We start from the raw sequence: 26,298 nt of genomic DNA, 5'->3' as shown, positions 1-26,298 counted from the left end.
GCTTATGCCTTATACGACCGGAGGTACTTTAAAGAGGTTGCCAGCACGGGCTGGTGCATTCGCAGTCATCTCTTCCGCAGAGAATTCCTGTTTTGCTTCATCAGGACGCCAGTAAACTTCGATTTCAGTGGGAGTAATAAGTGGCTCCACATTATTCGTGTCGATATTCGCAATCTTCTCAAAGTTGTGTAAAACTTTTTCAAGCTGTGCACTGTACTCGTTAGCTTCTTCATCAGTGATGTGAAGACGAGCAAGTTTTGCGATATGTTCGATGGTCTTTTTATCGATCACGATAACTCCTCGGTTGACGGCCCACAGTTCGGACTTGAAGTGGGCTTATTAATGTAAGCAAAAAAACAACTGTCAGTCATCAAATGCCCTGGGCTAGGCTAGTTGCAGCTCAGAACGAAGCGTCACTTCCGCGCGATTGCGTGATTCAGAACGCACTCCCTGCTAGATTCGTTGCATGGCCCAAAAAAGTGCAAAGAATCGTCACGAAGAACTTAAAAGCATCATCGCAAAGCATGATCACGCTTATCACGTGCTCGACAAACCCATTATTTCGGATTTCGAGTATGACCAACTCTTTACTGAGCTTTTGAAACTCGAAGCCACTGAAGAGGGCCTCGATCTAACGGATTCACCTTCACAACGTGTCGGGGCAAAACCGTTGGAGGTTTTTAGCAAAGTTGCACATAGAGTTCCAATGCTTTCTTTGGCGAATAGCTATTCTCCCGAAGATATTTTTGATTTTGATGAACGTATTAAAAAGTTTTTGAAGACCGATAAGGAGATTGAATACTTCTGCGAATTAAAATTCGACGGTCTTTCGATGGAACTTGTCTATGAGAACGGCAACTTAGTTCGTGCGCTCACTCGTGGGGACGGAACTGTTGGTGAAGATGTCACTCAAAACATCAAGACCATTAAAAGTATTCCATTAAAACTTGGCAAAGGTGCTCCAGAGGTTCTTGAAGTGCGTGGCGAAGTTCTAATGTTCAAAGAAGACTTCGCTCGCCTGAATGAAAATCAGCAAGAAAATGGTCAACAAACTTTCGCGAATCCAAGAAATGCAGCGGCGGGTTCGATGCGCCAACTTGATCCGCGCATCACAGCGTCTCGTCCGTTGAAATTTTTTGCGTATGCCTTGGGTCACACTGAAGGCATCACATTTAAAACTCAGGAAAATATTCAGGAAACGTTTGCAGAGTACGGTATTCCCACAGCTTTGAAATCCGCACCTGACTTGGTGCAAGTGGCGAAGGGACCGCAAGAGGTTGTCGACTTCTATCATCGTATCGAAAAAGTCAGACCTAAACTTCCGTTTGATATTGATGGCGTAGTGATCAAAGTTAATTCGCTGCGCCTGCAAGACGATCTGGGTTTGGTTGCGCGCAGTCCGCGCTGGGCAACGGCTGCGAAATTTAAACCAGAACAAGCAACAACTGTGGTTGAAGATATCAACGTGCAAGTAGGTCGTACGGGTGCGCTGACTCCGGTTGCGATTATGACACCGGTTAAAGTCGGTGGTGTCACCGTAACCAACGCAACTTTGCACAATCAGGACGAGATCGATCGCAAAGACGTGCGTATCGGTGACACCGTTGTCATCCAGCGCGCGGGTGATGTGATTCCCGAAGTTGTATCTGTCGTTTTAGAAAAGCGTCCAAAGAACAGTAAGCCCTTTACCATTCCTTCAAAATGTCCTGCCTGTGGTTCAGAAGTTGAAAAACTTGAAGGCGAAGTGGTTACTCGTTGTGTGAATCCGCTATGTATCGCGCAAGTGAAAGAATCGTTGAAACATTTCGTCGCAAGACGCGCGATGAACATTGATAAAGTCGGCGATCGTTTGATTGAAACTTTGGTGGATGCACAGTTACTGACAAAATTTTCCGATTTCTATCGCCTGACAAAAGAAGACATTCTGTCTTTGGACCGCCAAGGTGATAAATCCGCTGAAAACATCATTAGCAGTATCGATAAAAGTAAAACACCGCCTTTGGCGCGTTTTATTTTTGCGTTGGGCATCCGTTTCGTCGGCGAACAAACCGGCAAACTCTTAGCCGATCATTTTGTTACTATTGAAAAGTTTTTGGAGGCTTCGGAAGAAGAACTTCTGCAAGTTCCAGAAATCGGTCCTAAGGTTGCAAAATCAATCATCGAGTGGACTTCCAACAAACGTTTGGTGAAGGAAGTACATGAAATGATTAAGCTTGGTGTGAACATAACGAACCCGGTGCGTTCAACCGAAGGCTCTCTTTCAGGTATGAGTTTCCTGATCACGGGCACGTTGCCGGTGAAGCGTGACGATGCCAAAGACATCATTGAAAAGAACGGCGGCAAGATTCTAGGTTCGGTGTCTTCGAAATTAAACTTCTTAGTTGTGGGTGATGACCCGGGATCGAAAGTCGATAAAGCACAAAGCTTGGGCGTAAAGATCATCTCTTGGGATGAACTACAAAAGATGCTGTAGAAATAAAAAACCCACAGTTTTAAGGCTGTGGGTTTTAAAATTTATAAGCTAAAACTAGCTAACAATTATAGGTGATCGATAACGATATCACGAGCCATAACTGTTTTACGGCCATCAGCTTTCGCGCTATCGATGCCTTTCATGCAAAGTTGTTCGATTGCTTTGCTAAGTACGTCGATAGTTTCTGCTGAAGTGTTCATGCCACCTTTTTCTTTGATGAGCTTTTTTACTTTGCTAGTTACTACAAGAACTTCTGCCATGATTGAACCTCTCCATCCGTGTTTAAATTGAAACAGTAAAAGGTTTGCATAGGGTCCAGGAATTGACAAAGAAAATTCAAATTTTGCAGCGCACCAGGTAAGCAGATTTAACCGCGAGCCGACGGATTTACCACTTCAGATTTTCCATCCATGAACTTCATAAGTTCTGCCTGCCGTACTCCATTTTCCCCTGGGGAAATCCAAATAAAGGTTTTTTGGTCAATCGGCTTTGTACACTCCACGTCTAAAAATGCCGGCGACCAACATCCGCTGTTCAAATGTTCAACCGAACCGATGATTTCGTGGCGGGTATGATGAGTATGTCCGTAAACAATGCGTTTCACCTTCGTGATCGCACTGGCCATTGCAAGAACGCGGTCATCTGGTTCCTTATAACTGGAAACTAGTGAGCTGATCGACTTGCTGTAAAACAAGAAAAATGGCAGCAACAAAAATAACGGAATAAATGCCCAGAAGAAGGAAATTTCGTACACCGAACGCACAAACACCATCAATTGGAAAATCAAAAAGAAGGCAATGAAGACGATAAACGCACGATCCAACCACAACTCACGCGCAAGCAATGCCGGTTTACTAGCTGCTGGAACTGCAAAAAGTTCTTTCATCTCTCGCACCATGCGATCTTCGGCATTCGCTTTTTGCGCGATGATTGATACACGGTCTTCAATGCGCAGTGGATTACGAATCGGAGCCGACAGACGATCAAACGACGCGTGCACCAATGTCGCTAGCGAACCCCAGAACCACGTGAATACCAAACCAGGTTGTGCCTTCCAAATATATTTGAAAAAGAACTTAACGTACTCTGAAAGGGTCATGATGTAGTTCGTATCAACATGCGGATTAAAGAATCCCATGCCGTTAGAAATATAACGACACGCCAAATTTCCGAATGGCAGTTTCAAAGCGACGTAATTATAACCGCGCACATAAGGATTAATTGGGTCTTCACATAAGCAATACGGATCATACTGATTGCCATGTTCGATCAATGTGTCTTGGTTGCTGATATAAAACCACTCAACGAAGCGCACTTGTTCTTTTTTATCATCCGGCAGATTCAGACTATGAAAAATTTCTTCCTGTACGCCGGGAAAATGAAGTTCTAAATCGTGATTGCCGATCACAAAGACGGCGCGATTTCCACGCATGATGAAGTCACGTAGTGACGTCATAAACTCAGCATGGTCTTTCAAAATCTTTTGAATTTTAAAACGCGAACGATCCGGGCGTGGGAATAGACCACGATGTTTTTCCAACCAACTGACGTGGAATGTTGGTTCATCGGGAAGTGCCATCACGCTATCAAAATCAAAAATGTCGCCGTTTAAGATCAACTCTATCGGCGCACCTTGGGCTCTTTCTTCGATGTGTTTAAGAAAGCTTTCAAAAACATCATCAAAAAAGAACTGACGAGTCTTAAATTTTTTCCATAAAGGAAAACGAATATTAACAGGTTCTGCCTCAGATAAATGGAGGTCGCTAATCACCGCAGTATATTGCGCTGATCTAAAATCTGATTTCGGATAGCTAAAAAAAGAAGTGGGCAAAGAACCCTCCCAAGAATATGATCGTCGAGATGAAAGACTTTATCAAGAGCCTCAAAACACCAATTGCAATTGTCGGTATGGGAAAAAGCGGTGAAGCAGCCAAACGTCTGCTCATTTCTTCAGGAGTTGCCGCATCTTCAATCAAATGCTTCGACGGCAAACTTGCAACTGCTGACTATAACGATCCGAATAAACTCATGTCTGAGGCTCAGCCAAAAACTCTGGTGGTTTCACCAGGCGTTCCTTTGGCCTCCCAATGGATTCAAGACGCACAAAAGAGTGGCGTAAAAATCACAAGTGAAATCTCGCTTTCTTGTTCGATCCTAACTTCTGAAAAGTTAATGGGCGTAACAGGTTCGGTGGGTAAAAGTACGACCGTGTCTTTGTTGCAAGCGGGATTAGAGTCTTTTTCAAAGACGGGCTTCGTGGGTGGCAATCTGGGAACTCCCTTTGCTGAATACGCTGCCGATATTGTTGAAGGTAAACGCAAACCTGCCGACTGGGTTGTTCTGGAACTTTCCAGCTATCAATTAGAAAATTGTGAAGGCTTGGAACTGGAATACTCCGCGATCACGTTTCTTACTTCCAATCATCTTGAACGCTATGACAATCTTCAACACTACTATGATACGAAGTGGAAAATCTTAGATCTAACAAAGCACGCGATGCTTTTGAACAACGAAGGCGGCGATCTTGTTGAATACGCGCAAGGCAAAGGTCATTCGCAACAAGTAAAAGTTATTTCAAAAAAAGATACTCAGCTTCGCTCGCTACAACTGGATAAAGCTCTTTTGATTGGTCAACACAACCAAGATAATTTGGCTTTGGCAGCGACATTGGCATTGGAAGCAGGCTGGCCTGAATCTTCAATTGAAGCGATGAAAAACTTCAAAGGTTTGGCACATCGTTTGGAAAACATGGGCACAACTAAAGGGATTCGCTTCATCAACGACAGCAAGGCAACAGCGATGGACAGCGTTCTGATCGCAAGCACGGCTGCTCACGATACTTTAGTTCCTGGTGGAAAATTATTTTTGCTATTGGGTGGACGCGATAAAAATCTTCCGTGGGAACAACTAAAACCACTTGAAGGATTCACGGATATTGAATTCGTATTCTTTGGTGAATGTCGTGAAATTGCTCAACGTAAATCGACTTTGCCTGGCGAAAGCTTTGCGAAACTAGATGAAGCATTAAGCTATTCATTCGAAAACGCCAAAAGCGCCGACACGGTTTTACTAAGTCCCGGCGGCACAAGCTTGGACGAATTTAAATCATTCGAAGATCGTGGAAATTTCTTTAAGAAAAAAGTCGAACTATTCGCGGAATGTCAGGATTGATAAAGAGTTCGCGTCGACCGGAACGACACGCGAATAGATTTTTTGTGAGCGTGAACCAAGAACCACAACTTCGTGTGTATCTTCTGGCACGTTGTAGATAATGAATCCGCCACCGCCCATGCCCTTACGATTTTGCAGGATGCGACCTTGCATATCGAAGTACACGATATTGTGCGCATTAAAATCATCATAACCCGCGATATAAACTTCAAAGTCTTCATCAGGAACAAAACCAACAACATAACCAGAAGTAGGTGTGTCGTCGATTTTCAAGAAGGCTTTAATCGCACTTAACCAATTGAATTGTACCAGTGGCACGTGAATAAATTCATCTGCATCGTTATAAAGATAGCGGGCCGGCAAGTAGTCGGCACTTTCTGGATGAACACGCATTAAACCTAAACGATTAATGTGCGGAAGCATCAGTGCACGGCTGCCGTTTTCAACTTGCAGTTCTTCAACCAAACTTTGCATTGTAATCGTTGCAGCTTTTGGTTCACCTGTGAAGGCGTCGTAAACTTTTAACGGAACTGGTTCTGACTTAATCGTCGCTTCAACATCACCGACCGCGACGGAACCTTCCTCAACAACTACATTCGAATAACCAAAGATCGATTCACCACGAGTTGCCAATAGCGATTGGAACCCTGGAGTCACGCCGACGAATGCGAACAAACCATTTTCGCTTGTCGCTTTCAATGTCGGATCAGGAATCATAAATTGATTAAAGTAAATCGCTTGTGCACCAGGATCTGATTCAATTGAAACATCAATACCAGAAATGTTTTTACCATCAAGAATCACGCGGCCCCAAACGATTGTCGGTTCGCCTTCAATCGATGTTGCTCGCTGCTGTGACACGATATCTTGCATCGCTTGAATCATTGAATTCGGATAAAGATTACTTCTGAATTCCTGACCCGAAACAACGATTTGTGCCGTTTGCAAATGTTTCGGAGCCGCCGCACGCATGACCGTCGTCGAACCACGAGTCACATTATCCATCGAAACGGCGCCGTCTTTTTTAACCGCAACATCCGTCACACCTTTAATCAGTGTCACGCGCGTTTGCGAAGGGGCCATATCGTTTGCACGAGTGTTATAGAAGTCATTCACCACGCCTGCGATGTCTGTGCGTGGAAGAACTTTCAGTTTTGGACCTTGCAGATAGTTACCATTATTTGAAGCAACAACATTTAAGCGGAAGCTGCCTTCACCCAATGTCTTACCGTCTTTATCCACAAGTTTAGCCACAACCGAACCAGAAGCTTCTTCAACATCAATATTGTAAGTGCCTTGCACCAGATCAACGCGACCTAATTCTTTTAAGACACCTTCGTCATTACGACGAATTTCAATATGATGTTCATTGGTGATCGCTAAGCCACCAGTGATTTCAATTGGACCAACGATGCGACGTGAACCCGATGCTTGTTCATCGGCACCACCAACAAATGATTTTTGACCCAGAATAGAAGTCGCACCATTGTCAGATGCAGGATTTGCACCTGAACGATTCGGAATATCAACATGCGGACGAGACGGCTCGGTACGCGTGCGACCATAATTATCCGTCGAAGCAACGTATACTTTATTAGTTGGTGCCACATTGATGTTTGTACCAACCAGTACCCCTGATTTCTCCAAAACTTCTTTAGCACGTTCAGAGAATGTTGGTTCCTGCCAGTTTTGATTCAAAACTTCAGTGCGATATTGTGCCTCACGAACACGTTGTTGTTCTTTCGGCGGAAGTTGCGCAATCCACGCGTTATCATTTTCTTGAGGCAGGTTTTCTTGAGCCACCATGCGGCCGGTAGGGCTGTTGGCGGCGGGAATCGGTTCCGGTGACTTCCTCAAAACCATCTCTGCCAAAACGACTTTTTGTGTGAATAGTGGTGCAGAGGATTTACCCGCTTCTAATAGGTTTGCAGTTTTATTTGCAAAAACGTCCCACTCAGAATTCGGTTTTTTATTTTCAACAAGTTCTTCAAAGGCAACATAGGCTGGAGAATTTTTTTGCGCTTTGATTATCAGGGCTTCATAGATAGGAACGAATTTTACGCCGCCAATATTACTTGACCACGTAAAGCATGCCGCTATGACTGCAAACGGTATCAACCGTTTTAGCTGCGTTCCTTGCAACGTCCACCCCAAAATTAAGAATAGTCATCTTTGACTACTCTTAATGTATTTAGAAGGATCTGAAGTCGTCAATGATGTTACGGTTGTCACGACTAAGGGCAAGAGCCTTTTTGATCTTTTCCGCGATGGTAGCGGCTTTGTCGTCATCACGATCAGTGACATCAAAGCCACCGTCGTCGTTTCTGTCTTCAATCAAAACTTCGACTTGAACATCGTAAGGACGGCGGTCGCCAAGCACCAAGACGTGAGTCGAGTAGCGCTCTTTCGCCATATCCATCTTCTCGATATTCTTACCTTTTTTATCGTAGTACTGAGAAAAAAGCTCGCGACCGTTCTGACTGATACTGCGAGGTTCTCCGATAACTGACACAATAACTTTTCTTGTTTCGCTGATATTCAGTGGAGTTTCGCGCAAAACGACGCCCCCACCGTGCATGCAGCTAGACAATAGTAGAGCAACTGGAAGTAGGAAGAACCAACGCAAGTGTTTCATTATTTCTTCTGACCTTTGTTCCAATCAGCCATAAACTGTTGGATACCTTTGTCAGTAAGTGGATGACCCGTCATTGATTGCATTACTTTGAACGGAATAGTTGCGATATCCGCACCCATCAATGCAGCGTTTTGCAAATGCATAGGTCCACGAACGCTGGCTACCAAGACTTCAGTCTCGAATGCATACTGGTCGTAGATCTGAATAACCTGGCTAACCATCTCTAGACCATCAGTTCCAATATCATCCAAACGACCCACGAATGGAGAAACCATTGTTGCGCCCGCTTTAGCAGCTAGCAACGCCTGAAGTGGAGAGAACACCAAAGTAACGTTTGTCTTGATACCTTCCGCAGCAAATTTCTTAACTGCGATCATACCGTCTTCACACATTGGAACTTTGATAACAACGTTATCAGCAATTTTCGCAAGCTCTTTACCTTCACGAACCATTTCTTCGTGTTGAAGGCTAATAACTTCCGCAGATACTGGACCTGTTGTCTCTTTGCAGATGTCGCGGATGATATCGTGGAATGGACGACTTTCTTTTGCGATAAGGGAAGGGTTTGTCGTTACACCATCAACCCAGCCACGAAGATTGGCTTGTCTGATTTCTTCAATGTTTGCTGTATCGATAAAAAACTTCATGGGTTCTCCCTGAACTGATAATTGGCATTAATTATACATAGAAATTTGTACGTCGGCTGATTTTAAAAATCAACCAGGCTTTTACCCTGAATATGGAACTCCGCCATGCGCGCTGGAGGTGCAGTTTTTGAAATTTCACTCAGAGTTTTTTGGAAAATCGGATGTTCGTACTGTCCCCACGCCTCTGCAGCGCAACGAATGATCAATGGATCTGTATGAAGCTCCGGATAGGGCAGAGTCAGGCGCGGAGACATTAAGATCAAATTATCGTAAGCAAGCAAGGTTAGTTCCGCATGGCTTTTTTGACTTAAACCTTGCGCACCTTGTTCGCACAACGAAAGAACCATGTGCAGGCATTGATCCACACTCATCACCGTGTCAAAACGAATGACGAATTCCATGCGCGCACTTAAATCCACACGCGCATCGGTCATATATCTTTTGTAAACGGAAGAAATCGTTTCGATGGCGCCACATTCTTGGATCTTAGCAAGAAGATCTTTGGCCTTCGCTTCGCCACCAACCAAATCAAGTGCGACAAAAATTAACGAACGATGCGGAAGGCTCATGCTTTTTTACCAAACAACACATCACGGATCTGATATTGACCCGGCTTTTGTTTCGCCAGCCAAACCGCTGCACGTACAGCACCTTTCGCAAAGACGGTGCGATTTAAAGCGCTATGTTCGAAAGTAATCACTTCTTCGTCGCTCATCGCAAAAATCTTGTGCACACCAAATACGCCGCCGCCACGAATCGCCAATGGTTCTGGCAATTCACGACCCACTGCTTTTTCAAGGTTCTCTTGCAAAGTGATGGCCGTGCCTGATGGTTTATCTTTTTTGCGATTATGGTGAATTTCTTCAATTTGATAATCGAAATTAGAAATGGCAGAGAAAACTTTCAAGGCCTCATTCAATACTACCACGCCCATACTCATGTTTGAAGCCCACAACAATGGAATTTGTTTTCCATATTTAGGCAACAGAGCTTTTTCTTTTGAAGTAAAACCCGTCGTACCACACACGACCGGAGTTTTATTTTTCGCAGCAAGTTTTAAAACCTCTGGAAAGAATTCCACCGAGGAAAAATCAATCCACACGTCCACTTTGGCTGCTTTTTTAGAATCCAATTTTTCATCACGCAGAAGGGGATAAAACAATTCTGCTTCGGAACTTTGTGCAAGCACCGCTTGGATTTCTTTACCCATGCGGCCATTCACACCGACAAGTCCGATTTTCAGTTTCTTCATGCAAGAACCCCAACTTTGCGCATTTCATTTTTCAATTTCGCTGATTCCGTTTCGCCTAGTTCTACAAGTGGCAAACGAAGTTCTGCAGAATCAATCAAACCCATCAATTGCACAGCTTTTTTAACTGGAATTGGATTTGCTTCAACAAATAACAAGTTAATCAAGTCGTTGTACTTCGCGATATCCTGACGAGCCTTTTCGATGTGACCTTCAGCCACCCAAGATTTCCACTGTGCCATTTGTTTTGGAATCACATGCGAAGCCACCGAAATCACACCGTGACCGCCGACGCCCAAGAATTCCACATAAGATCCGTCATCGCCTGAAAGCATGACGAAATCGCGACCACAGGCTTTTACGATCTCATCAGCGAAATCAACTTTGCCCGTTGCTTCTTTAATGCCGATCACACCTTGAACTTTGGAAAGATCACGGATTGTTTCCGTTGCAAGCGACGTGATTGTACGACCAGGAACATTGTAAAGAATTGTTGGAATGTTCACGGCTGTAGCGATGGCTTTAAAGTGGGCGAACAATCCACGTTGCGGTGGTTTGTTATAATAAGGAACAACAACTAAAATAGCATCTGCGCCAAGACCTTCGGCTTCTTTTGATTCGGCAATAGTTTTTGCCGTGTCATTAGAACCCGTGCCCATGATTAAGGGAATTTTGTCGCCAACAATTTTGCGCATAAATTTAAACAACTCAATACGCTCTGAAGAAGTCAGCGTTGGGCTTTCTGCTGTCGTACCGTTCACAACAAAGCCATCAACACCGTTACTAAGTTGGTGCTTCACCATGCGCTCGATAGAGTCGAAATCAATTTTGCCGTTTTTAAACGGAGTCAAAAGCGCAGTGAACGTTCCTTTAAAGTTTTTCATTTTACTACCTCAAGATTGTATTGAAATTCACCAACAAACACAGCTCCCCCAGTCATCAATGGACAAGGGTCACCTTCGATAAATTGCACTTCCATCGCGCCACCAGGCATTTGCACTTCAACTCGAGAAAGATTTTTTTCCTTCGCATACACCATTGCCGCAGCAACAGCGCCCGTTCCGCAAGCTAAAGTGTAATCTTCAACTCCGCGTTCGAAAGTCACAGCACGAATTTTGTTTTCAGATTCAATCGCGTAATAAGTGACGTTCGCACCCGCAGCACCCAGATCTTTGTGAGAACGACATTCACGCGCAAGATCCTTCATGTTCGCAGCATCGTCCATCGTGATCAGCTTTTGTACTAAATGCGGAACACCTGTATTGACCAACGCAAACACTTCCGAAGAGCCGAAGTGAGTTAACAACGAAATTTTCGGATTTACAAATTTCGCTTCTGGCATCTTCACACGAATGCGTCCATCGCCAAGCACTTGCGCTGTCACAAGCCCTGCGCCCGTTTTAAAACGAATGTTCGCATGTTCCGGAGATAATTTTTCATAACAGAAGCGGGCCGCACAACGAGCCGCGTTTCCGCACATCTCTGCCGTCGAGCCGTCATTGTTATAAAAATCCCAATTAAAGTCGAAACCTTGATCGCCATTTTCGATAAGCAAGAAACCATCCGTCGCGACACCAAGAACTTTATCGCAAACAAGTCGCGCAAAATCGGGACGTGACATATTCAAAGTCTTTTCCACCATTGCCCATCCAGTAGAATCACGTGCATCGATAAGTGCGAAGGTATTTCCCGCGCCTGACATTTTCGTGATTTTAATTGGAAGCAGTGGATTCACAGACCCTCCTGCACTTCAGAAGAATTTCTTTCTTCTAACTCTTGATTGCGATTGGGACGTTTTTTATCTTTCGAAGATTTTTGCGCATCAGAGTACGTGGGTTCACCGCGACCGAGTGGTGCCGGATTCAAGGGTGGAAGTGGAGAACCTTTAACGCCACAGCCAGCGATGCCAGCACACAAGAAAACTGTAAGGAAGACTTTATTCAGCAGTTCCATTCGACCCCTTTAGATCCGCCTCTACCTCGGGCAGATGACGGCAAAGCATGGGGTCTATCATATACTGTCTATACTGATTCGCTGAAATGTTTTTGCAGGCCATCACATATTTCTGAGCATCTTCAAAACCGACCTTTTTGCCGGGTAGGGCCGCGGCCTGAGCGATCTTCCATGACCAATATGAAACTTCTGGGTATTTCGGGTCCAATTTTTTAAGAACCGCGAGGTTTTCCTGCGCTTTCAGAGTCATTTTGGTTTTGAAATAACGCTCGACCTCAAGAATTAGCCAAAACTTCTGAAACGCAGACTTTTTCACATCTGTGCTGTCATAAAGTTTCGCATAGTCTAACCACGACGCTTGGCAGACCAAAGCTTGTGCGGAACCCAATTTCAACTCTTCGTCGTAAGGAAAGAGTTTTATTTGTTTAACCAGATTATCTTGCGCACCGGAACAATCACCTTTTGCGATTAAAGCACGTGAAAGTTCCGTCAAGATGGCAATGTTATCTGGTTCCATGCGAGCAGCATCGTTCAATTTTGCTAAAGCTTGTACGACGTCTGTTTTACGCAATGACAAACCCGCCTCATAAGCTTGTTGAGCTTTGTCGCTGATGAACACATGCGCCACATCGACCAAGGCTTTACGTAGCTCTGCCACAGCTTGCGGACGAGTTTCTTTTTGCAACGCTGTCATCAAGATATTCAAAGCTTGTTGACGATCTTTTTGCAAACTTAGGTTGTAAGCTTTTTCGATGATGTCTTTGTAAGTTTCCGATTTGCTCACCGGCTTACTTACGGGTTTTGATTGCGCATAGGCGCTAGAGATCGGCGATAAAAAAAAGGCCGCCAAGAAGACGGCCTTGATAAAATTCAAATTCAAGTTCATTACCTAGTTCTTCTTAAATGATTTCAAACTCATCGTCATAGTTCCGAATTGAGTTGGCGCTTGTTGTTTCAAAGTGCCGCCCACTGGAACTTGTTGAGGGTTCAACCAAACTTCGATATTACCCTTGTCACTAGACGCTTTATCATGAGCAGTCACGTGAATGCTGTCAAATGTTCCAGCTGGTACAGTGATTTTTTCTTCTTTTGTATCAATGATTTCTAGATCTTGCTTAGGAACTTGTTGCTCTTGGCCATTGGCGATCAGTTTTTTAATCGCACCTGTGTTCGGATCAATCAAAGCTTGGATTTTTTGTTTTCCAGCGAAGCCCAAGTCAGCATCTTGATTCATCCAGATACCATCGTCACCGATAGACGCAACGGACATCACCATCGAACCTTTAATGAAACCACCGATATTCAAATCATAGCTAGCAGTGTCGCCAACTTTCCAATCCAAACCCAGTGTGTGAGCTTCCATCACTGCATTTGTTTGAACTGTAATAAGTTGATCTAGAATTGAAGGGGCCGCTTGTGCGTGAACCGCAAACGTCAGACCCAACATAGCGATAAGTGCCTTAAACATACTTCCTCCTTGAATGGTTTTGAGTCTTTAATCAGACCACAGCTTCAAAGAGGATCAATATGTAATATGACGATTAGTCTCTGTAAGAAGAGACGAGTACTTGGCGCGGCTTACTACCGTTAGCAGGTCCGACGACGCCTTCTTTTTCAAAGACTTCAATCATACGTGCTGCACGCGGGTAGCCTAAACGGAATTTGCGTTGAATTAATGACGCAGAAACTTCTTTTTGCGCAGATGCCCACGCTAAAATTTCATCATAACGTTCATCATATTCTTCTTCGCCACCAAAGCCGCCATCCGAATCACCAGATTCTGAATCTCCACCAGCGAAACCTTCAAGAGCTTTCATTGCGAGAGGATCATATTCAGGTTCTGCTTGATCTGACCAATGCTTAACAACATTCGCGATCTCTGTATCCTTCATGTAAGGACCATGATGGCGCGTTGGTTTACCAATACCCGGAGCTTGGAAAAGCATGTCACCATTCGGAAGAAGACGTTCTGCACCCGAATCATCAATGATGATACGCGAGTCCATTTTCGACGCCACTTTCAAAGCAACACGACCCGGAATATTTGTTTTAATCAGACCCGTCACAACATCTTTACGCGGCGACTGAGTTGCAAGAATCAAATGGATACCGCAGGCACGCGCTTTTTGCGTCAAACGTTGAATCGGCTCTTCGATGTTTTGTTTTTCTACAATCATCAAGTCCGCCAACTCGTCGACAACGATCACGATATAAGGAAGTGGTTGGTAGTAATACTGATCCAACTTCGCTTTGCCTTCTTCAAGCTCAAGATTGATTTTCTCGTGCTCTTCGATATCTGTTTTCGAAAGGTTGCCTGTTTTTTCATTGAACAATTCAATCTTACCGACACCAAATTTCGACAACGACTTATAACGTTTTTCCATTTCACGCACAGCCCACTTCAAAGCGGTCGCAGCTTTTTTCGGCTCTGTGATATGTGGAAGTGCTAAGTGCGGAACAGTTGCAAATGGTGCTAAGTCGACCATTTTCGGATCGATCAAAACAAGACGCAAAGATTTCGGCGAGTGTCTGAACAACAAGCCGGAAATAATCGAGCCCACAAATACTGACTTACCAGAACCTGTCGTACCTGCGATCAACAAATGCGGCATTTTACGCAAATCTACGACTTTCGGTTCGCCGTCAACGGTACGACCGACTGCCATTGGCAAGGCAAGATCATCACTCCAGAATGTGTCTTCCGCGATCAAGTCTTTGTAGTAAACTGTCTCACGCTTCAAGTTCGCAGTCTCGATACCGACAACGTCAGTACCAGGGATGTGACCGACCACACGCACAGATTCAGACGACAATGCCAGTGATAAATCGTCTTCTAATTCTGAAATTTTAGAGATCTTAACGTCAGCATTCGGTTTGAATTCATACATCGTAACCAACGGACCTGGTTTCGCATCTTGAATTGTACCTTCGATCGAGAAGTTTTTAAGTTTCTCAACCAACGCATCGGCTTTTCTTTGAATCTCGGCTTTATCAATTTTGATTCTCGATACCGGAGGATCTTCAAGCAAAGACAACTTCGGCATTTCCCAATTTTCGATACGACGTGGAGGTTTCGCCTTCATCACAACTTTGCGTTTTTGCGCAAGCTTCAATGCCGGAGTTTCTTCCTCTTCATCTTCTTCGTCCTCGTCTTCTTCTTCAGCTTCCGCATCAGCCGCAAGGATTGCCTCTAAATCTTCGTCTTCTTCCTCTTCGTCCTCTTTGAATTTTTTGTCGGACATTGGGAATGGAATTTGTTGAGCCTTGCTTGTATCAACACGATCTTCTTTTGCAGAACGTTTTGCAGAAGCAGGCTTTTTCTTTTTATCTGTTACAAACATTGAAGCGAAAAACGCTGCAATTTTATCAGAGTATTTTTTCTTCTTCCAATCAGCGAAAAATTCTTGCGGATATTCCGCCAACTCTTTCAAAGATTTTTCAGAATAGAACACAACCAGAACGGCCATGAACGACCACAAAATCACTTGCACACCCGCGTAAGCAAAGGCGCGCATCAGTGCTTGTGCGACTCCTAATCCGAGTAAACCACCAAGATAGATTTGGTTTTGATAAAGCTTTGTATTTGGCAAATACAATGACAACAACGCTGCCACGTTGACCATCAAAAGAAGTGCCCAGACAAAACGAATATTTTTTAAATTCAGCGATTCGCCCTTGAAACTTGCATAAGCGACCTTAATGAAGCTTGCCACAAGAACCCAAGCCGCCAGTCCCAGGAATTGGTAGAGCATATCTGCTAAGAAGCTACCGACGATTCCGCAGTAATTTAGTGCCTTTAGCCCTTGGCCGATTGAATTTAAAGAGGGATCCATAGGGTTGTAACTGATAAGAGCCAAGGCCAAGAAAAGCCCTAAGCCCAAAAACCCGATAGCGATGACGTCCTGTCGAAACTTCTTAAGAAATTGGTTCATTTAAAAAATTTACGAGATTCCGATACGTTAGTCATGCGGATGCACCGTAGACTTGACTTAGGACTGGCGTTGCAGGACAAAAGCCCACTATCTATATGCTTAAAATAAATGAGATTTTCTATAGTATTCAAGGTGAAACAAGCTATGTGGGCAATCCCACGGTTTTTGTTAGAACCACGGCCTGCAATCTTCGTTGTACGTACTGCGACACAAAGTATTCGTACTATGAAGGCGAGATGCAGTCGCTTGAAGCTATCATTAAGGAAATCGATTCCCATCAAGCGCCGTATGTTTGCGTTACAGGTGGCGAACCTTTGTTGCAAAAAGAAGTTCACACATTGATGTCAACTTTGAGCGACCGCGGCTACAAAGTTTCTTTGGAAACAAGCGGATCAAAAAGTGTTGAGCATGTTGATCCACGCGTAAAAATAATTTTAGACGTAAAAACTCCAGACAGTGGTGCAGCAAATTCTTTCTTGATGGAGAACATCGGCTTTTCCACTCCCAGCACGGAATACAAGTTTGTGATCTGTTCAGAAGAAGACTTCGACTGGTCTGAAAATTTCTGTCGTCAACACAATTTGTTCGAAAAATTTATGGTTTTATACAGCCCATCATACGGCCAAGTATCTGAACGCTGGTTGGCAGAAAAAATTTTGCAGAAAAAATCATCTGCACGGTTGCAATTGCAGCTGCATAAGTATATTTGGTCTCCAGAAACACGCGGAGTATAGAAACACTTCATCAGCAATTGAAGTTGATCGCTCCAAACCTAAGCCGACATTTTTTTGGGAGTTCCATGACGCCGAACCTAAACAGTTCTGATAATCTTTTTGTCGCCAACCTTCAGTCAGTAAGCTTGGAAAAGCTTGTGAAAAGTAAGTTGGAAGTTTTGTTTGCTCAACAAAAAGAAGCTCAAGTTGAATTGAACGGTCTATATAACGTCGTTATCGAACAAGTAGAAAAACCTCTTCTAGAGCTTGCTTTGCGCGCGTACAACGGCAACCAAGTGAAAACAGCGCAAATGCTAGGCATCAATCGCAACACTCTTAAGAAGAAAATTGACAACTACAAGATTCGTGTCAAAAAACTAAACTAATACTATTGTTTTTCAATTCTTGAATCACATCAGTGGGCTGCTCTTTTGAACCACCATCACGTTTAGGGCCCACAATATTTGTTTTAGTTAATTTCGTGTCTCGAGAGGGGTTCTAATGAGCACGCGAATTCCGCCACAAAATCTAGATGCCGAACAGTCCATTCTGGGCGGCCTCATGCTTGATCGCGAAGCTTTGGATCAAATCGGTGACCTATTGTTTGCCGAAGATTTCTATAAGCCTGGCCATCAAAAGATCTATGCAGCTATCAAAGACTTGCACAGCAAGCAGCAACCTATCGACATCATCACTGTCACGAACGTTCTTCAAGCAGAAGGTTCGATGGAGATGGTCGGTGGACCTGAATATTTGATCAGTCTTCTTGATAAAACTATTTCATCTGCCAACATTTCGTCGCACGCTAAAATCGTTCGTGAAAAAGCTCTTCTTCGTAAAATGATTATGACGAACAGCAAGTTGATCGAGCGCGCGTACGATAATGACTTCCCAGATGTCGAATCATTCATCGATCAAGCTGAAAGTGAAATCTTTAAGCTTGGTGAAAACAAAGCGCAAACGGGCCTTGTTGGTTCGATGGAAATCGTTAAAGCGTCGATCCAAAAAATCGAAGAGCTTTATAAACGTAAAGCTGACGTCACTGGTTTGGGCACAGGCTTTACTGAACTAGATAAAATGACTTCGGGTCTACACCCTGGAGAGATGACGATCATCGCGGCCCGTCCGTCGATGGGTAAAACGGCCTTCTCTCTGAACGTGGCACAACATATCGCTCTTCGTGAAAAGAAAACGATCGCTTACTTCTCTCTCGAGATGGGTAAGGAATCGATGATGATGCGTATGTTGTCTGCGGAATCTAAAGTTTCGATGGGTGATATCAGAAATGGTAAAATCCAAGACTCTGCATGGCCGAAATTGATCAACGCTGCATCGGCATTATCTGAAGCTTCGATCTTTATCGATGATACTCCAGGTATGTCGCCGTTTGAGATTCGTTCTCGTGCACGTCGTTTGAAAGCTGAACACGGACTTGATTGCATCATGATCGACTACTTGCAGTTGATGAGCATGAAGCAAAAATTCTCTTCACGTGAACAAGAGGTTGCAGAGATCTCTAAGAACTTGAAGTCGATTGCCAAAGAATTACAAATTCCAATTATCGCACTAGCGCAGTTGAATCGTGGTGTGGAAGGCCGTGCGGATCGTCGTCCGATGCTTTCTGACCTGCGTGAGTCGGGATCTATCGAGCAAGATGCCGACGTTATCATGATGCTTTATCGTGATGACTACTACGACAAGGATGATCCAGAAAAAGCAGGTCATGCTGAGGTCATCGTGGGCAAACAGCGTAACGGTGCGACAGGTACGGTTAAATTGCGCTTCGATGCGAAGTACAATAGATTCCGCGACGCTGAAGCAGAAGGTGGACCAGTTAATCCACTTCCGCCGCCGCAAGCTCCACCTCCGATGCCAGGTGGCAGACCGAAAAACTTTGCTCCGGGCGCTCCAGCTTAGGATAATAAAGGCCACTTATGTGGCCTTTTTCTTTTAAACGACATCATCATAAGACCGATCAATATTTTAAGCCTGTGATTCTAGTCACAGGTTGTTCATCAGGTATTGGTTTAGCCCTAGCGCGCATGTTGTACGAACACACCGAATATCGTGTTGTCGTCACCGCTCGTGAAAAAAGTGTTTCCAAACTTTATGAAGAATTTAAAGAAAGCGAGCGCTTCATCATTCGCACGCTTGATGTGACTTCGGAACAAAGTCGCAAAAGTCTTATCACCGATATTAATCAATTGTGGACGGGTGTGGATGTTCTGGTGAATAACGCCGGTATCTCGTATCGCGCCGTTGTTGAACACATGACGACGAAAGACGAAATGCTTCAGATGGAAACAAATTATTTAGGCCCGATGGGCTTGATTCGTTTGTGTCTGCCGCATATGCGCGACACCGGCCGCGGAAAAATCGTGAATGTCTCTTCGGTCGCGGGAATGCTTGCGATGCCGACAATGTCTTCATATTCGGCTTCGAAGTTTGCCCTTGAAGGCGCGTGCGAATCTTTGTGGTATGAAATGCGCCCCTTCGGTGTGAAGGTGTGCATGGTGCAGCCAGGATTTATACACTCACAAAGTTTTAAAAACGTTTATCACACCGATCAATCAGAACCGACTCGCAACTGGAGTGGTCCTTACAAAGATTTCTATCAGAATATGACTCCGTTTGTAGAGCGCATGATGAACATGTCACTCACAAGCCCGGAGAAAATCGCGAAGATCATTTTAGAAGTGATCGAAAAAGAAAACGTGCCACTGTGGATTCCAGCAACTCTTGATGCAAAATTATTCTATTATATCCGCCGTGCATTTCCTCGCAGGCTGTTGCTGCCATTCTTATATTGGTGTCTGCCGAAAGCGCGCACGTGGGGCAGAGACTTCTCACACAAGCGCTAATACGGTTTAAATAGGCCTCAAATCGGCGGCCTAGACCTTTGACTATATCGAGTCCGAAAAGATTGTGTTCCTTTTAACCTCTTGATTGAGTGGAAGGGTCAGATCAATGAGAGCAGGCACGGATGCACGGCTCTCGCGATTATAAATAGACACGCACGGAGGCGGGCCTATGGAATCAGGACTTATTAAAACGGTTGTAGCTGCTACTGGCTTACCGGAATCTCCAGTTCAAAAAGAACTACAGTCGTTGATCTCTAAAAGTGGATTCGATTCAGAAGAACTCACGCTCGATGAATTGCGTGAAGTGATGGCTGAATATTTGAATCAAGTTTTCTTGGAAATGGCGCAAGCAGAGTCAGACACTTCTGCGTCGGCGTAAAATAAATTAATTCAAACCCATCTGTTTCAGCGCATCTTTGATAAATGAAGCTTGCGCTGTCAGTTTAGAAACGACGCCGTAAGATAGACAGTCATTAGGACCTACTCCACGGCTGATAATTCCCCACAACAAATAAGTACCGTTGTAGTTCACAAATGCCGGGCCGCCCGAATCGCCGTGGCAAGCGCCAAAGCCATTGCTTTGATCAAAAATAATTTCTGAATCACCAAACTTCTGACCATATGGCAGTTCTACCGAGCGAAGAAGATTATCGCTTGTCGATGAAACCAAATCACTTAAGCCAAAGCCAGCAAGAGTCACGCGTGTGCCACACGTTAAAATATTATCGTTCGGGATAATAAGAGCGGGACGATAAGTAAGCGGCAAAGTGCCTGTATACTTCAAGATCGCAAGATCATGAGAATCTTCACCGTGAGGTCCCTGTTTTTTTGCGAAATCAGGATGCACGACTTGATTGATCACGTTGCGCACATCTTTATCACCAAGATCATTTAAGTCTTTGCTGAATACGACATAGATACGAACTTGATGAGTCTCATCACTTTTCGGAGCACAGTGGGCAGCTGTCAAAATCGCATTCGCACGGATGATCACACCAGCACACAAATACTGAGTCATGTTTTGATCGACAGAACTTAACACTGTCACCAGAACCGCAACCGTTGAACGAGCAACTGGATCATCAGAGGCAACAGTATCACCACCCAAGATGCCTTGAGCGTCGCCAGAAACCGCCGTGTGTGTTTGGTATTGATGAGGGGAACAAGATACACCAATCGCAGCAAATAAAACGAATGCTAGCGATGTCAGCGCCTTGTTGAAAATCATTAAGTCCCCCGGGATGGAAACTTAAACACTTAAAAAAGAATGGGGGCAATTAAAAAGAGCTACCTAACAGAATAAAAAAGGTCCTCGGAAAACCGAGAACCTTTCAAGTTTTTCATCTAATGATGAAATGCTTAAACTATGCGCGCTCAACAGAGATTTGGATCTTAGCTTCCAAACCTTCAGCGTAACGTACAACCGCTTTGTGTTGACCCAATACTTTGATTGGCTCTTCCAAGTGGATGTCGCGACGATCAACTGAGTGACCAGCTTTTTGAAGCTCTTTAGAGATATCAGTTGTAGTAACTGTACCGAAAAGCTTGTCAGAGTCTGCACCAGCTTGCATTTTGAACGTAACAGTTGTGTTGTTGATTTTAGCAAGAAGAGCTTGGCGCTCAGCGATCGCTTTTTTCTTCTTAGCATCAGCAACGCGTTTCAAGTGTTCGTATTCTTTTACGCGTTTTTCAGTTGCTTCAGCAGCCAATTTGCGTGGGAACAAGAAGTTTCTTGCGAAACCTTCAGAAACGTTCACCAACTCACCAACACGGCCTACATCCTTAACGTCTTTTTGAAGAATAACTTTCATGTGATCTCCATAAACTACTTCGATAAATCGAAGTCGAAATTAAAAAACTAGCTGCTCTTAGCAATCATCATTCGACGAATGCGACCTCTAAGATCGAGCCAGTAATCGATCAAACCAACAAAGCTTAAAATAATAAGCAGCTGGCCGACCAAGATTATGTACGTCAGAACTCGAGTGAAAGTACCAACCTTCATCGAACTCAGAAATACTTCCAACACCGCCACACCCTGAAAGAAATAGAGAACAAGTGCTATGTTCACAATATTCACTGCGAGGATGGCAATGGCCTTACCGCCAAAACTCACCATTGTTAGAAGGAAGGCGATCATCGCTACCCAAATAAAATAATCAGGCACACGATATTCTAACAACTTGAGCTGAGAGGCAATTTTCTCGCGGGGCAAATTGAGCCACGAAAAAACCCTTCTCTCAAAAATGAGTCCCACACCTAACGCCAAAATTAAAAGAATGACGATGGCTGATGGAACTTGCTGTAGCATCACAGTTGGATCCAATTTCACAGCAGGATTCGTTTGTTGAACCTTGTCCGCGAATTGTTCAAACAACTTTTGAACTTCAGCGTACGTGTTAATACCGTTCACTTTGAAAGCGCCATAGACACTGATGCATGCAGCACCGGTTCCTAGTAGCACGGCCATCATGCCGGATTGCCACCACCCAAATCCTTTTTGTTCTAGTTCGTTGTATGCGCCTAAAGTCATCCAAACGGAGCCAACGAAAAGAGCAAGAGGTTGAGCGTTGAGGAGCCACGCAGCCCCTGTCACTAACAGTCCAAGAATCCAAAAGGCCCATGGACCGTAAGCCTTGCGCAAAACACGAAGAAGAGGAGCGCCAAAAATCACAGTCACCATCGACAACAAAATCGAAAGAGATGAAATTGTGATGAATTTCTGTGGGCTAGCGATCTTCTTCATGACCTACGCCTTTAAAAACTACTCACCACGCTCAGCGCGCTCTGCTTTAGCAGCAGCAAACGCAGCTTTACGAGCTTGGATCTTAGCTTCGCGCTCTTTTTCACGAGCAGCAGATTCAGCAAGACCTTTTTTGAAGCCTTCCATGAATTTAGCCAAAGATACGCGCTCATCTAGGCGAGTATGCATGAAACGAAGAACTTTATCGTTGATACGCATTGTACGTTCCAACTCAGCGATAGCTTGTGTGTCAGCTTCGAATGTAGAGTGGAAGTAAACTGCTTTCTTCAATTTGCCAATTGGAGTGGCAAGAGTTCTTTTACCCCAAGTCTCAAGAGAGTTCACAGAACCTTTGAAGCCTTCGATAGTGGCTTTGTTCTTTTTGAAAAGCTCTTTTTGATCTTCAAGAGTTGCATCTGGATGCATTAGTACAACAACTTCATACGGTTGTTTTGTCATGTGTATATCCTTTCGGTTAAAGCCCCCACCATACAAGGAGTGGGAACAAGGATGACTTTTAATATTCTGTTTTTACTCCAGTTTTCACCGGAGTATGAGGGTTTAGCACGCCCTTAGCCCAAGCACAAGTAATAGGCATTTGAATCCCGCAAATTCCGGCCCTATCATTTTTAAATGGCTACGTTTATTGAGATCATCGAAGGTGCAAATGAAGGTTCGCGGATGCAAGTCTCTGAGGGGATGACCCTGGGGCGTAGCAAAGCGGATATCGTTATCAAAGACCCCAAAGTGTCGGGGACTCACGCTGAGATCGCATTAAACAACAAAGGGCAGCTGGTTCTGGTCGATTTAGAGTCATCTAATGGGATCCACATCAGTGGTCGCCGTGTGAAGAAAGTGACGTTATTACCAGGGGTTATCTTCGAGGTCGGTCGCACTGTGTTTAAAGTGATCACCGTCGAAGAAGAGCAAGCCATTAACTTCGAAATCTTCGTTACGTGGCGCAGCATTCTGGGGCAAAAGCTTACGGAAACTCCCATTGCCGATGAAGAAGTTAAGATAAAACCCGAAAGTTTTTCGCCTGCGGTGAAGCTGTCCTTCATTCAGGGCATCCAAACTGATGAGGAAATTATTTTAGGGTACGGCCCTCGCAAAGCGGGTTCGGACTCTTTGGATATCGAGCTGTTGGATGAGGACGCGCCTCGGGAAGCTTTTGAACTTCATCCTGGTCCCGGCATGGTAGAGTTAAAAATCAAAGCTCCCGGCCGTGTTTCCCTAAATAATAAATCTGTAGAATCCGAAATGCTTAAAGATGGAGACTTGATTTCTTTCGGTACAAGCCTGATTAAAGTGTCTTATCTGTAAAAGCGAAGGTTCTGATTAATGCAAACAACTCCGGTCACCACAGGTTATTTTGAAAGTTTCGACGGCACTTCGATGTATTACGAAGTGCACGGCGAGGGTGAAGCATTGGTGTTGATTAACGGGATCGCATGCCCCATCAATCACTGGCATTATCAGATCGAATATTTTTCGCGTCACTACAAAGTCATCGCCTTCGATTTGCGTGGTCACTATCGCAGCCAAGCTTTAGGTGATCACAACAACTTGAATATGGATTCGCTTGGTAATGACATCATCAAATTGCTAGAACATTTGAAAATTAAGAAAGCGCATTTCGCTGGTCACAGCTTCGGCGCGCCGATCTTGTTACACTTGCACGAGATGAAACCGTCGCTAGTAAAATCTTTGATCTTCATCAACGGCTTCGCAAAAAATCCGATCAAAGGCATGTTCGGTCTTGATGTCGTTGAGCCGTTTTTCTATTTCATGAAAGCGCAATATCAAAAGCAGCCCGATCTGTGGAGTACTCTGTGGAAATTGGCTGTTGATAATCCGATGTCGATGTACCTAGCGGCACTCGCTGGCGGTTTTAATTTACGTGTGACTCATTTCAAAGACATCGAAGTTTACACTCGCAGTGTTGCGCGCATGAATTTGGATGTGTTCTTAACTTTATTTGAAGAGTTGATGAAGTACGACGGTGAACACGTTTTAGAACAAGTGGAAGCGCCGACGTTGATTATCGCTGGTGAAAAGGACATGGTCACACCGATGCGTTTTCAATATCACTTCAAAGAGAAAATCAAACACTCGGAATTCGTGCTTGTGCCTTACGGCTCCCATTGCACACAATTAGATTTTCCTGATTATACAAATTTGAAAATTGAAAAATTCTTGGCTTCGGTGAAATAAATTTTTTTAGCGAAATGAAAGAATAAAAGCGCAGATCAACTCTGCGCTTTTTTCGTTTTACGTGTCGAGAATATCTCTTCTTGCGCGCGATTTGAATTTCATCGCAGCACCGATAAGTAAAATCACTCCCGCGATCAGATGAATCGAGTGATCGGCTGAACCCAGCTCCAACACTCCAGGGATAAAGTTCCACATGAAATCATCCCGCACTGGATTTGCGATTGTGGCTTCACCTGGAACGCCACCAATGTAACCTAGTAATCCCATGATGGTGAAGAAAGCACCTGCGATGTATGCAAATCTTCTAGCTGCGAGCTCGCTTCTAACGCCAAACCAGACGGCCATGGCACCTGCGACTAAGAAAATCACGTTGTGCAGATAGCTCCAGTGGCCATTTAGAAAATAAGGAATCACGAAGCCTAAAAGTCCAACGACTAAAAAAGTAATTCCAAAAACAACACTGACTTCGCGTGCGTAACTTCTTCTTACGACAGGAAGATGCGCGACAGCTTCAGAAGATTTTCTGAACTGACGCTGTTGTTGATTAGGTGAAGAATTTTGTGGTCGTTGACTGCGCGGTTGCTGCGGCTGTTGCGGTCTCGACGGACGTTGCGGTTCTATTTGTGGTTCCATAAAACCTCCTACCTTGTTTAAGTATGAAACCATTCTGGGAATGTGACAGCCTGGACAGGCAAAAAGCAAAAATCTCAGAATGAGACAGCGGTCCTTTGTCGAACTTTTTATGCGCAGGTTGCCTTTTTCGTCTTCGTTATCTGATTGCAATTTTTCCGATTCATTTATCTGGCGCAAATCGTTGTTATCACACAAATTTTCATTCTTGAAACTGGTATGTCGCTTGCTCCAGATCTAATTGTTCAAAACGAATTAACGAAATTTTTTAAAAGGGAGAAATTTGTGAGAAAGTACGTCCTAGCATCTTTGGTATTCTTGTCTGGTCTTAATGCATTTGCCGGCGCACGCGAATTTAGAATCAATCGCGGTTCGATTTCTCCTGACGGATATGCGATCGCGTGGGGTATCCCAGGTCAGCAATTAGATTTTGAAGCACTAGAGGCTACAGAAGAATCCACAGAGAAATTCATTAATGAGAATATCGATAAAGTTCACAACTACGTTGTCGACTTAGAAACTAATAAAATTCTTTTAGATCTTGGCAATGGTGACGGCGAGTTCGTTGAATTCAGCTTAGGCGGCACACACATTGGCAATCACTATCACATCGACGTCAAACCAATGTATATCGAAGGTGAAGGCTGGAATTCCGATGCCGTTGCGATTATTGAAAATACAAAATGGGCAAACAACCTAAGTCATACTCTTATCGTGAACCGCGAAAGTGGCGTAAAAGTGACCTTAGATGCAAAAATTAACGACCAACTAATCGCCGCTATCCGCGCAAAGCTTAGCAAAGCACAACAGGAAAAATTCGATAAAGGTGCTGTGAATATGACTATCGAAGAAACGTCACTCGATAAAGTCGGTAACGTGAATCTTGTAACATTGGAAAGCTATATTCCAAAATCAGAAGAAGACGGTATCGTCGTGAAGGCCTACGTAAAGCTTGTTTTAAAAGCTGGCAAGATCGAGATCCAAGCTCTTTCAGCTCGCGCGAAGTAATTTTTTATGTAAACACATTTAGAAAAAGGAAAAGCCACCTCATCGGTGGCTTTTCTTTTGAGATACCCA

Annotated in this window: 29 protein-coding genes; 10 read left to right on the top strand and 19 right to left on the bottom strand. The window is 44.2% G+C overall.

Annotated features, from left to right (window positions below; all coding sequences use genetic code 11):
• Positions 1-9 precede the first annotated feature (9 nt).
• On the bottom strand, positions 10-291 hold the full coding sequence (gatC, locus tag DOE51_RS00290; RefSeq protein WP_142694624.1) for an Asp-tRNA(Asn)/Glu-tRNA(Gln) amidotransferase subunit GatC: 282 nt from the start codon (positions 289-291) through the stop codon (positions 10-12).
• 175 nt (positions 292-466) lie between these two features.
• On the opposite strand from gatC, the gene ligA reads away from it, so the two are divergent.
• Entirely contained in the window at positions 467-2,473 is a 2,007-nt protein-coding gene (gene ligA, locus DOE51_RS00285; RefSeq protein ID WP_142694623.1) for an NAD-dependent DNA ligase LigA, read from the top strand.
• 65 nt (positions 2,474-2,538) lie between these two features.
• On the opposite strand, the gene DOE51_RS00280 is transcribed toward ligA, so the two are convergent.
• The gene (locus tag DOE51_RS00280; RefSeq protein ID WP_142694622.1) at positions 2,539-2,733 is read right to left on the bottom strand and encodes a hypothetical protein; all 195 of its coding nucleotides are present in this window, start codon (positions 2,731-2,733) and stop codon (positions 2,539-2,541) included.
• Between the two features lie 107 nt (positions 2,734-2,840).
• On the bottom strand, positions 2,841-4,304 hold the full coding sequence (locus tag DOE51_RS00275; protein ID WP_142694621.1) for a metallophosphoesterase: 1,464 nt from the start codon (positions 4,302-4,304) through the stop codon (positions 2,841-2,843).
• Between the two features lie 29 nt (positions 4,305-4,333).
• On the opposite strand from DOE51_RS00275, the gene murD reads away from it, so the two are divergent.
• Positions 4,334-5,644, top strand: a complete 1,311-nt coding sequence (gene murD, locus DOE51_RS00270) for a UDP-N-acetylmuramoyl-L-alanine--D-glutamate ligase (RefSeq protein ID WP_246845204.1) — start codon at positions 4,334-4,336, stop codon at positions 5,642-5,644.
• Here the strand turns inward: murD and DOE51_RS00265 are convergent.
• From DOE51_RS00265 to DOE51_RS00215, 11 genes are all read right to left on the bottom strand, one after another.
• On the bottom strand, positions 5,621-7,762 hold the full coding sequence (locus DOE51_RS00265) for a hypothetical protein (protein ID WP_246845203.1): 2,142 nt from the start codon (positions 7,760-7,762) through the stop codon (positions 5,621-5,623). The genes murD and DOE51_RS00265 overlap by 24 nt on opposite strands.
• A 73-nt stretch (positions 7,763-7,835) precedes the next feature.
• Positions 7,836-8,279 carry a hypothetical protein gene (locus DOE51_RS00260; protein ID WP_246845202.1) on the bottom strand — a complete coding sequence of 148 codons (444 nt, stop codon included), beginning with the start codon at positions 8,277-8,279 and terminating at the stop codon, positions 7,836-7,838.
• Positions 8,279-8,926 carry a fructose-6-phosphate aldolase gene (gene fsa, locus DOE51_RS00255; RefSeq protein ID WP_142694618.1) on the bottom strand — a complete coding sequence of 216 codons (648 nt, stop codon included), beginning with the start codon at positions 8,924-8,926 and terminating at the stop codon, positions 8,279-8,281. The genes DOE51_RS00260 and fsa overlap by 1 nt, the downstream gene beginning before the upstream one ends.
• Positions 8,927-8,988: 62 nt before the next feature.
• Entirely contained in the window at positions 8,989-9,495 is a 507-nt protein-coding gene (locus DOE51_RS00250) for a hypothetical protein (protein ID WP_142694617.1), read from the bottom strand.
• Positions 9,492-10,178 (bottom strand): 4-hydroxy-tetrahydrodipicolinate reductase, encoded by a 687-nt coding sequence (locus DOE51_RS00245; protein WP_142694616.1) that lies wholly within the window; start codon positions 10,176-10,178, stop codon positions 9,492-9,494. Before DOE51_RS00245 ends, DOE51_RS00250 begins: the two co-directional genes overlap by 4 nt.
• A complete protein-coding gene (dapA, locus tag DOE51_RS00240; protein ID WP_142694615.1) occupies positions 10,175-11,059 on the bottom strand; it encodes a 4-hydroxy-tetrahydrodipicolinate synthase in 885 nt (294 codons plus the stop codon). The genes DOE51_RS00245 and dapA overlap by 4 nt, the downstream gene beginning before the upstream one ends.
• Entirely contained in the window at positions 11,056-11,910 is an 855-nt protein-coding gene (dapF, locus tag DOE51_RS00235; protein WP_142694614.1) for a diaminopimelate epimerase, read from the bottom strand. Before dapF ends, dapA begins: the two co-directional genes overlap by 4 nt.
• Positions 11,907-12,128: a hypothetical protein gene (locus tag DOE51_RS00230; protein WP_142694613.1), complete on the bottom strand. Its 222-nt coding sequence runs from the start codon at positions 12,126-12,128 to the stop codon at positions 11,907-11,909. Before DOE51_RS00230 ends, dapF begins: the two co-directional genes overlap by 4 nt.
• Positions 12,112-13,014, bottom strand: a complete 903-nt coding sequence (locus DOE51_RS00225) for a hypothetical protein (protein WP_246845201.1) — start codon at positions 13,012-13,014, stop codon at positions 12,112-12,114. Before DOE51_RS00225 ends, DOE51_RS00230 begins: the two co-directional genes overlap by 17 nt.
• Positions 13,015-13,017: 3 nt before the next feature.
• Entirely contained in the window at positions 13,018-13,596 is a 579-nt protein-coding gene (locus DOE51_RS00220; protein WP_142694612.1) for a DUF3108 domain-containing protein, read from the bottom strand.
• 73 nt (positions 13,597-13,669) lie between these two features.
• Entirely contained in the window at positions 13,670-16,060 is a 2,391-nt protein-coding gene (locus DOE51_RS00215) for a DNA translocase FtsK (protein WP_142694611.1), read from the bottom strand.
• Between the two features lie 95 nt (positions 16,061-16,155).
• On the opposite strand from DOE51_RS00215, the gene DOE51_RS00210 reads away from it, so the two are divergent.
• From DOE51_RS00210 to DOE51_RS00190, 5 genes are all read left to right on the top strand, one after another.
• On the top strand, positions 16,156-16,794 hold the full coding sequence (locus DOE51_RS00210) for a radical SAM protein (protein ID WP_142694610.1): 639 nt from the start codon (positions 16,156-16,158) through the stop codon (positions 16,792-16,794).
• 137 nt (positions 16,795-16,931) lie between these two features.
• Positions 16,932-17,159, top strand: coding sequence for a helix-turn-helix domain-containing protein (locus DOE51_RS00205; RefSeq protein ID WP_246845200.1), 228 nt, complete (start codon positions 16,932-16,934; stop codon positions 17,157-17,159).
• Positions 17,160-17,274: 115 nt separating this feature from the next.
• Positions 17,275-18,690 carry a replicative DNA helicase gene (gene dnaB, locus DOE51_RS00200; protein ID WP_142694609.1) on the top strand — a complete coding sequence of 472 codons (1,416 nt, stop codon included), beginning with the start codon at positions 17,275-17,277 and terminating at the stop codon, positions 18,688-18,690.
• A 74-nt stretch (positions 18,691-18,764) separates the two neighbouring features.
• The gene (locus DOE51_RS00195) at positions 18,765-19,634 is read left to right on the top strand and encodes an SDR family oxidoreductase (protein ID WP_246845199.1); all 870 of its coding nucleotides are present in this window, start codon (positions 18,765-18,767) and stop codon (positions 19,632-19,634) included.
• 169 nt (positions 19,635-19,803) lie between these two features.
• On the top strand, positions 19,804-20,013 hold the full coding sequence (locus tag DOE51_RS00190) for a hypothetical protein (RefSeq protein ID WP_142694607.1): 210 nt from the start codon (positions 19,804-19,806) through the stop codon (positions 20,011-20,013).
• A gap of 6 nt (positions 20,014-20,019) precedes the next feature.
• On the opposite strand, the gene DOE51_RS00185 is transcribed toward DOE51_RS00190, so the two are convergent.
• From DOE51_RS00185 to rpsF, 4 genes are all read right to left on the bottom strand, one after another.
• Positions 20,020-20,862, bottom strand: a complete 843-nt coding sequence (locus DOE51_RS00185) for a trypsin-like serine protease (RefSeq protein ID WP_142694606.1) — start codon at positions 20,860-20,862, stop codon at positions 20,020-20,022.
• A 136-nt stretch (positions 20,863-20,998) separates the two neighbouring features.
• A complete protein-coding gene (gene rplI, locus DOE51_RS00180; protein ID WP_142694605.1) occupies positions 20,999-21,445 on the bottom strand; it encodes a 50S ribosomal protein L9 in 447 nt (148 codons plus the stop codon).
• Positions 21,446-21,492: 47 nt separating this feature from the next.
• Positions 21,493-22,380, bottom strand: a complete 888-nt coding sequence (locus tag DOE51_RS00175) for a DUF2232 domain-containing protein (protein WP_142694604.1) — start codon at positions 22,378-22,380, stop codon at positions 21,493-21,495.
• Between the two features lie 18 nt (positions 22,381-22,398).
• Positions 22,399-22,836: a 30S ribosomal protein S6 gene (gene rpsF / locus DOE51_RS00170; protein WP_142694603.1), complete on the bottom strand. Its 438-nt coding sequence runs from the start codon at positions 22,834-22,836 to the stop codon at positions 22,399-22,401.
• A 174-nt stretch (positions 22,837-23,010) separates the two neighbouring features.
• On the opposite strand from rpsF, the gene DOE51_RS00165 reads away from it, so the two are divergent.
• Both DOE51_RS00165 and DOE51_RS00160 read left to right on the top strand, forming a co-directional pair.
• The gene (locus DOE51_RS00165) at positions 23,011-23,700 is read left to right on the top strand and encodes an FHA domain-containing protein (RefSeq protein WP_142694602.1); all 690 of its coding nucleotides are present in this window, start codon (positions 23,011-23,013) and stop codon (positions 23,698-23,700) included.
• An 18-nt stretch (positions 23,701-23,718) separates the two neighbouring features.
• Positions 23,719-24,591 (top strand): alpha/beta fold hydrolase, encoded by an 873-nt coding sequence (locus DOE51_RS00160; protein WP_142694601.1) that lies wholly within the window; start codon positions 23,719-23,721, stop codon positions 24,589-24,591.
• A 57-nt stretch (positions 24,592-24,648) separates the two neighbouring features.
• Here DOE51_RS00160 and DOE51_RS00155 read toward each other — a convergent pair whose 3' ends face one another.
• Entirely contained in the window at positions 24,649-25,224 is a 576-nt protein-coding gene (locus DOE51_RS00155; RefSeq protein WP_142694600.1) for a DUF4383 domain-containing protein, read from the bottom strand.
• A 282-nt stretch (positions 25,225-25,506) separates the two neighbouring features.
• Between DOE51_RS00155 and DOE51_RS00150 the strand changes: the two genes are divergently transcribed.
• Positions 25,507-26,229 carry a hypothetical protein gene (locus DOE51_RS00150; protein WP_142694599.1) on the top strand — a complete coding sequence of 241 codons (723 nt, stop codon included), beginning with the start codon at positions 25,507-25,509 and terminating at the stop codon, positions 26,227-26,229.
• Positions 26,230-26,298 lie beyond the last annotated feature (69 nt).

Origin of the sequence: Bdellovibrio sp. NC01, from assembly GCF_006874625.1 — a bacterium.
Classification (GTDB): domain Bacteria; phylum Bdellovibrionota; class Bdellovibrionia; order Bdellovibrionales; family Bdellovibrionaceae; genus Bdellovibrio.
The sequence above is the reverse complement of the archived record's forward strand: the minus strand, read 5'-3'. Positions and strand labels throughout refer to the sequence as shown.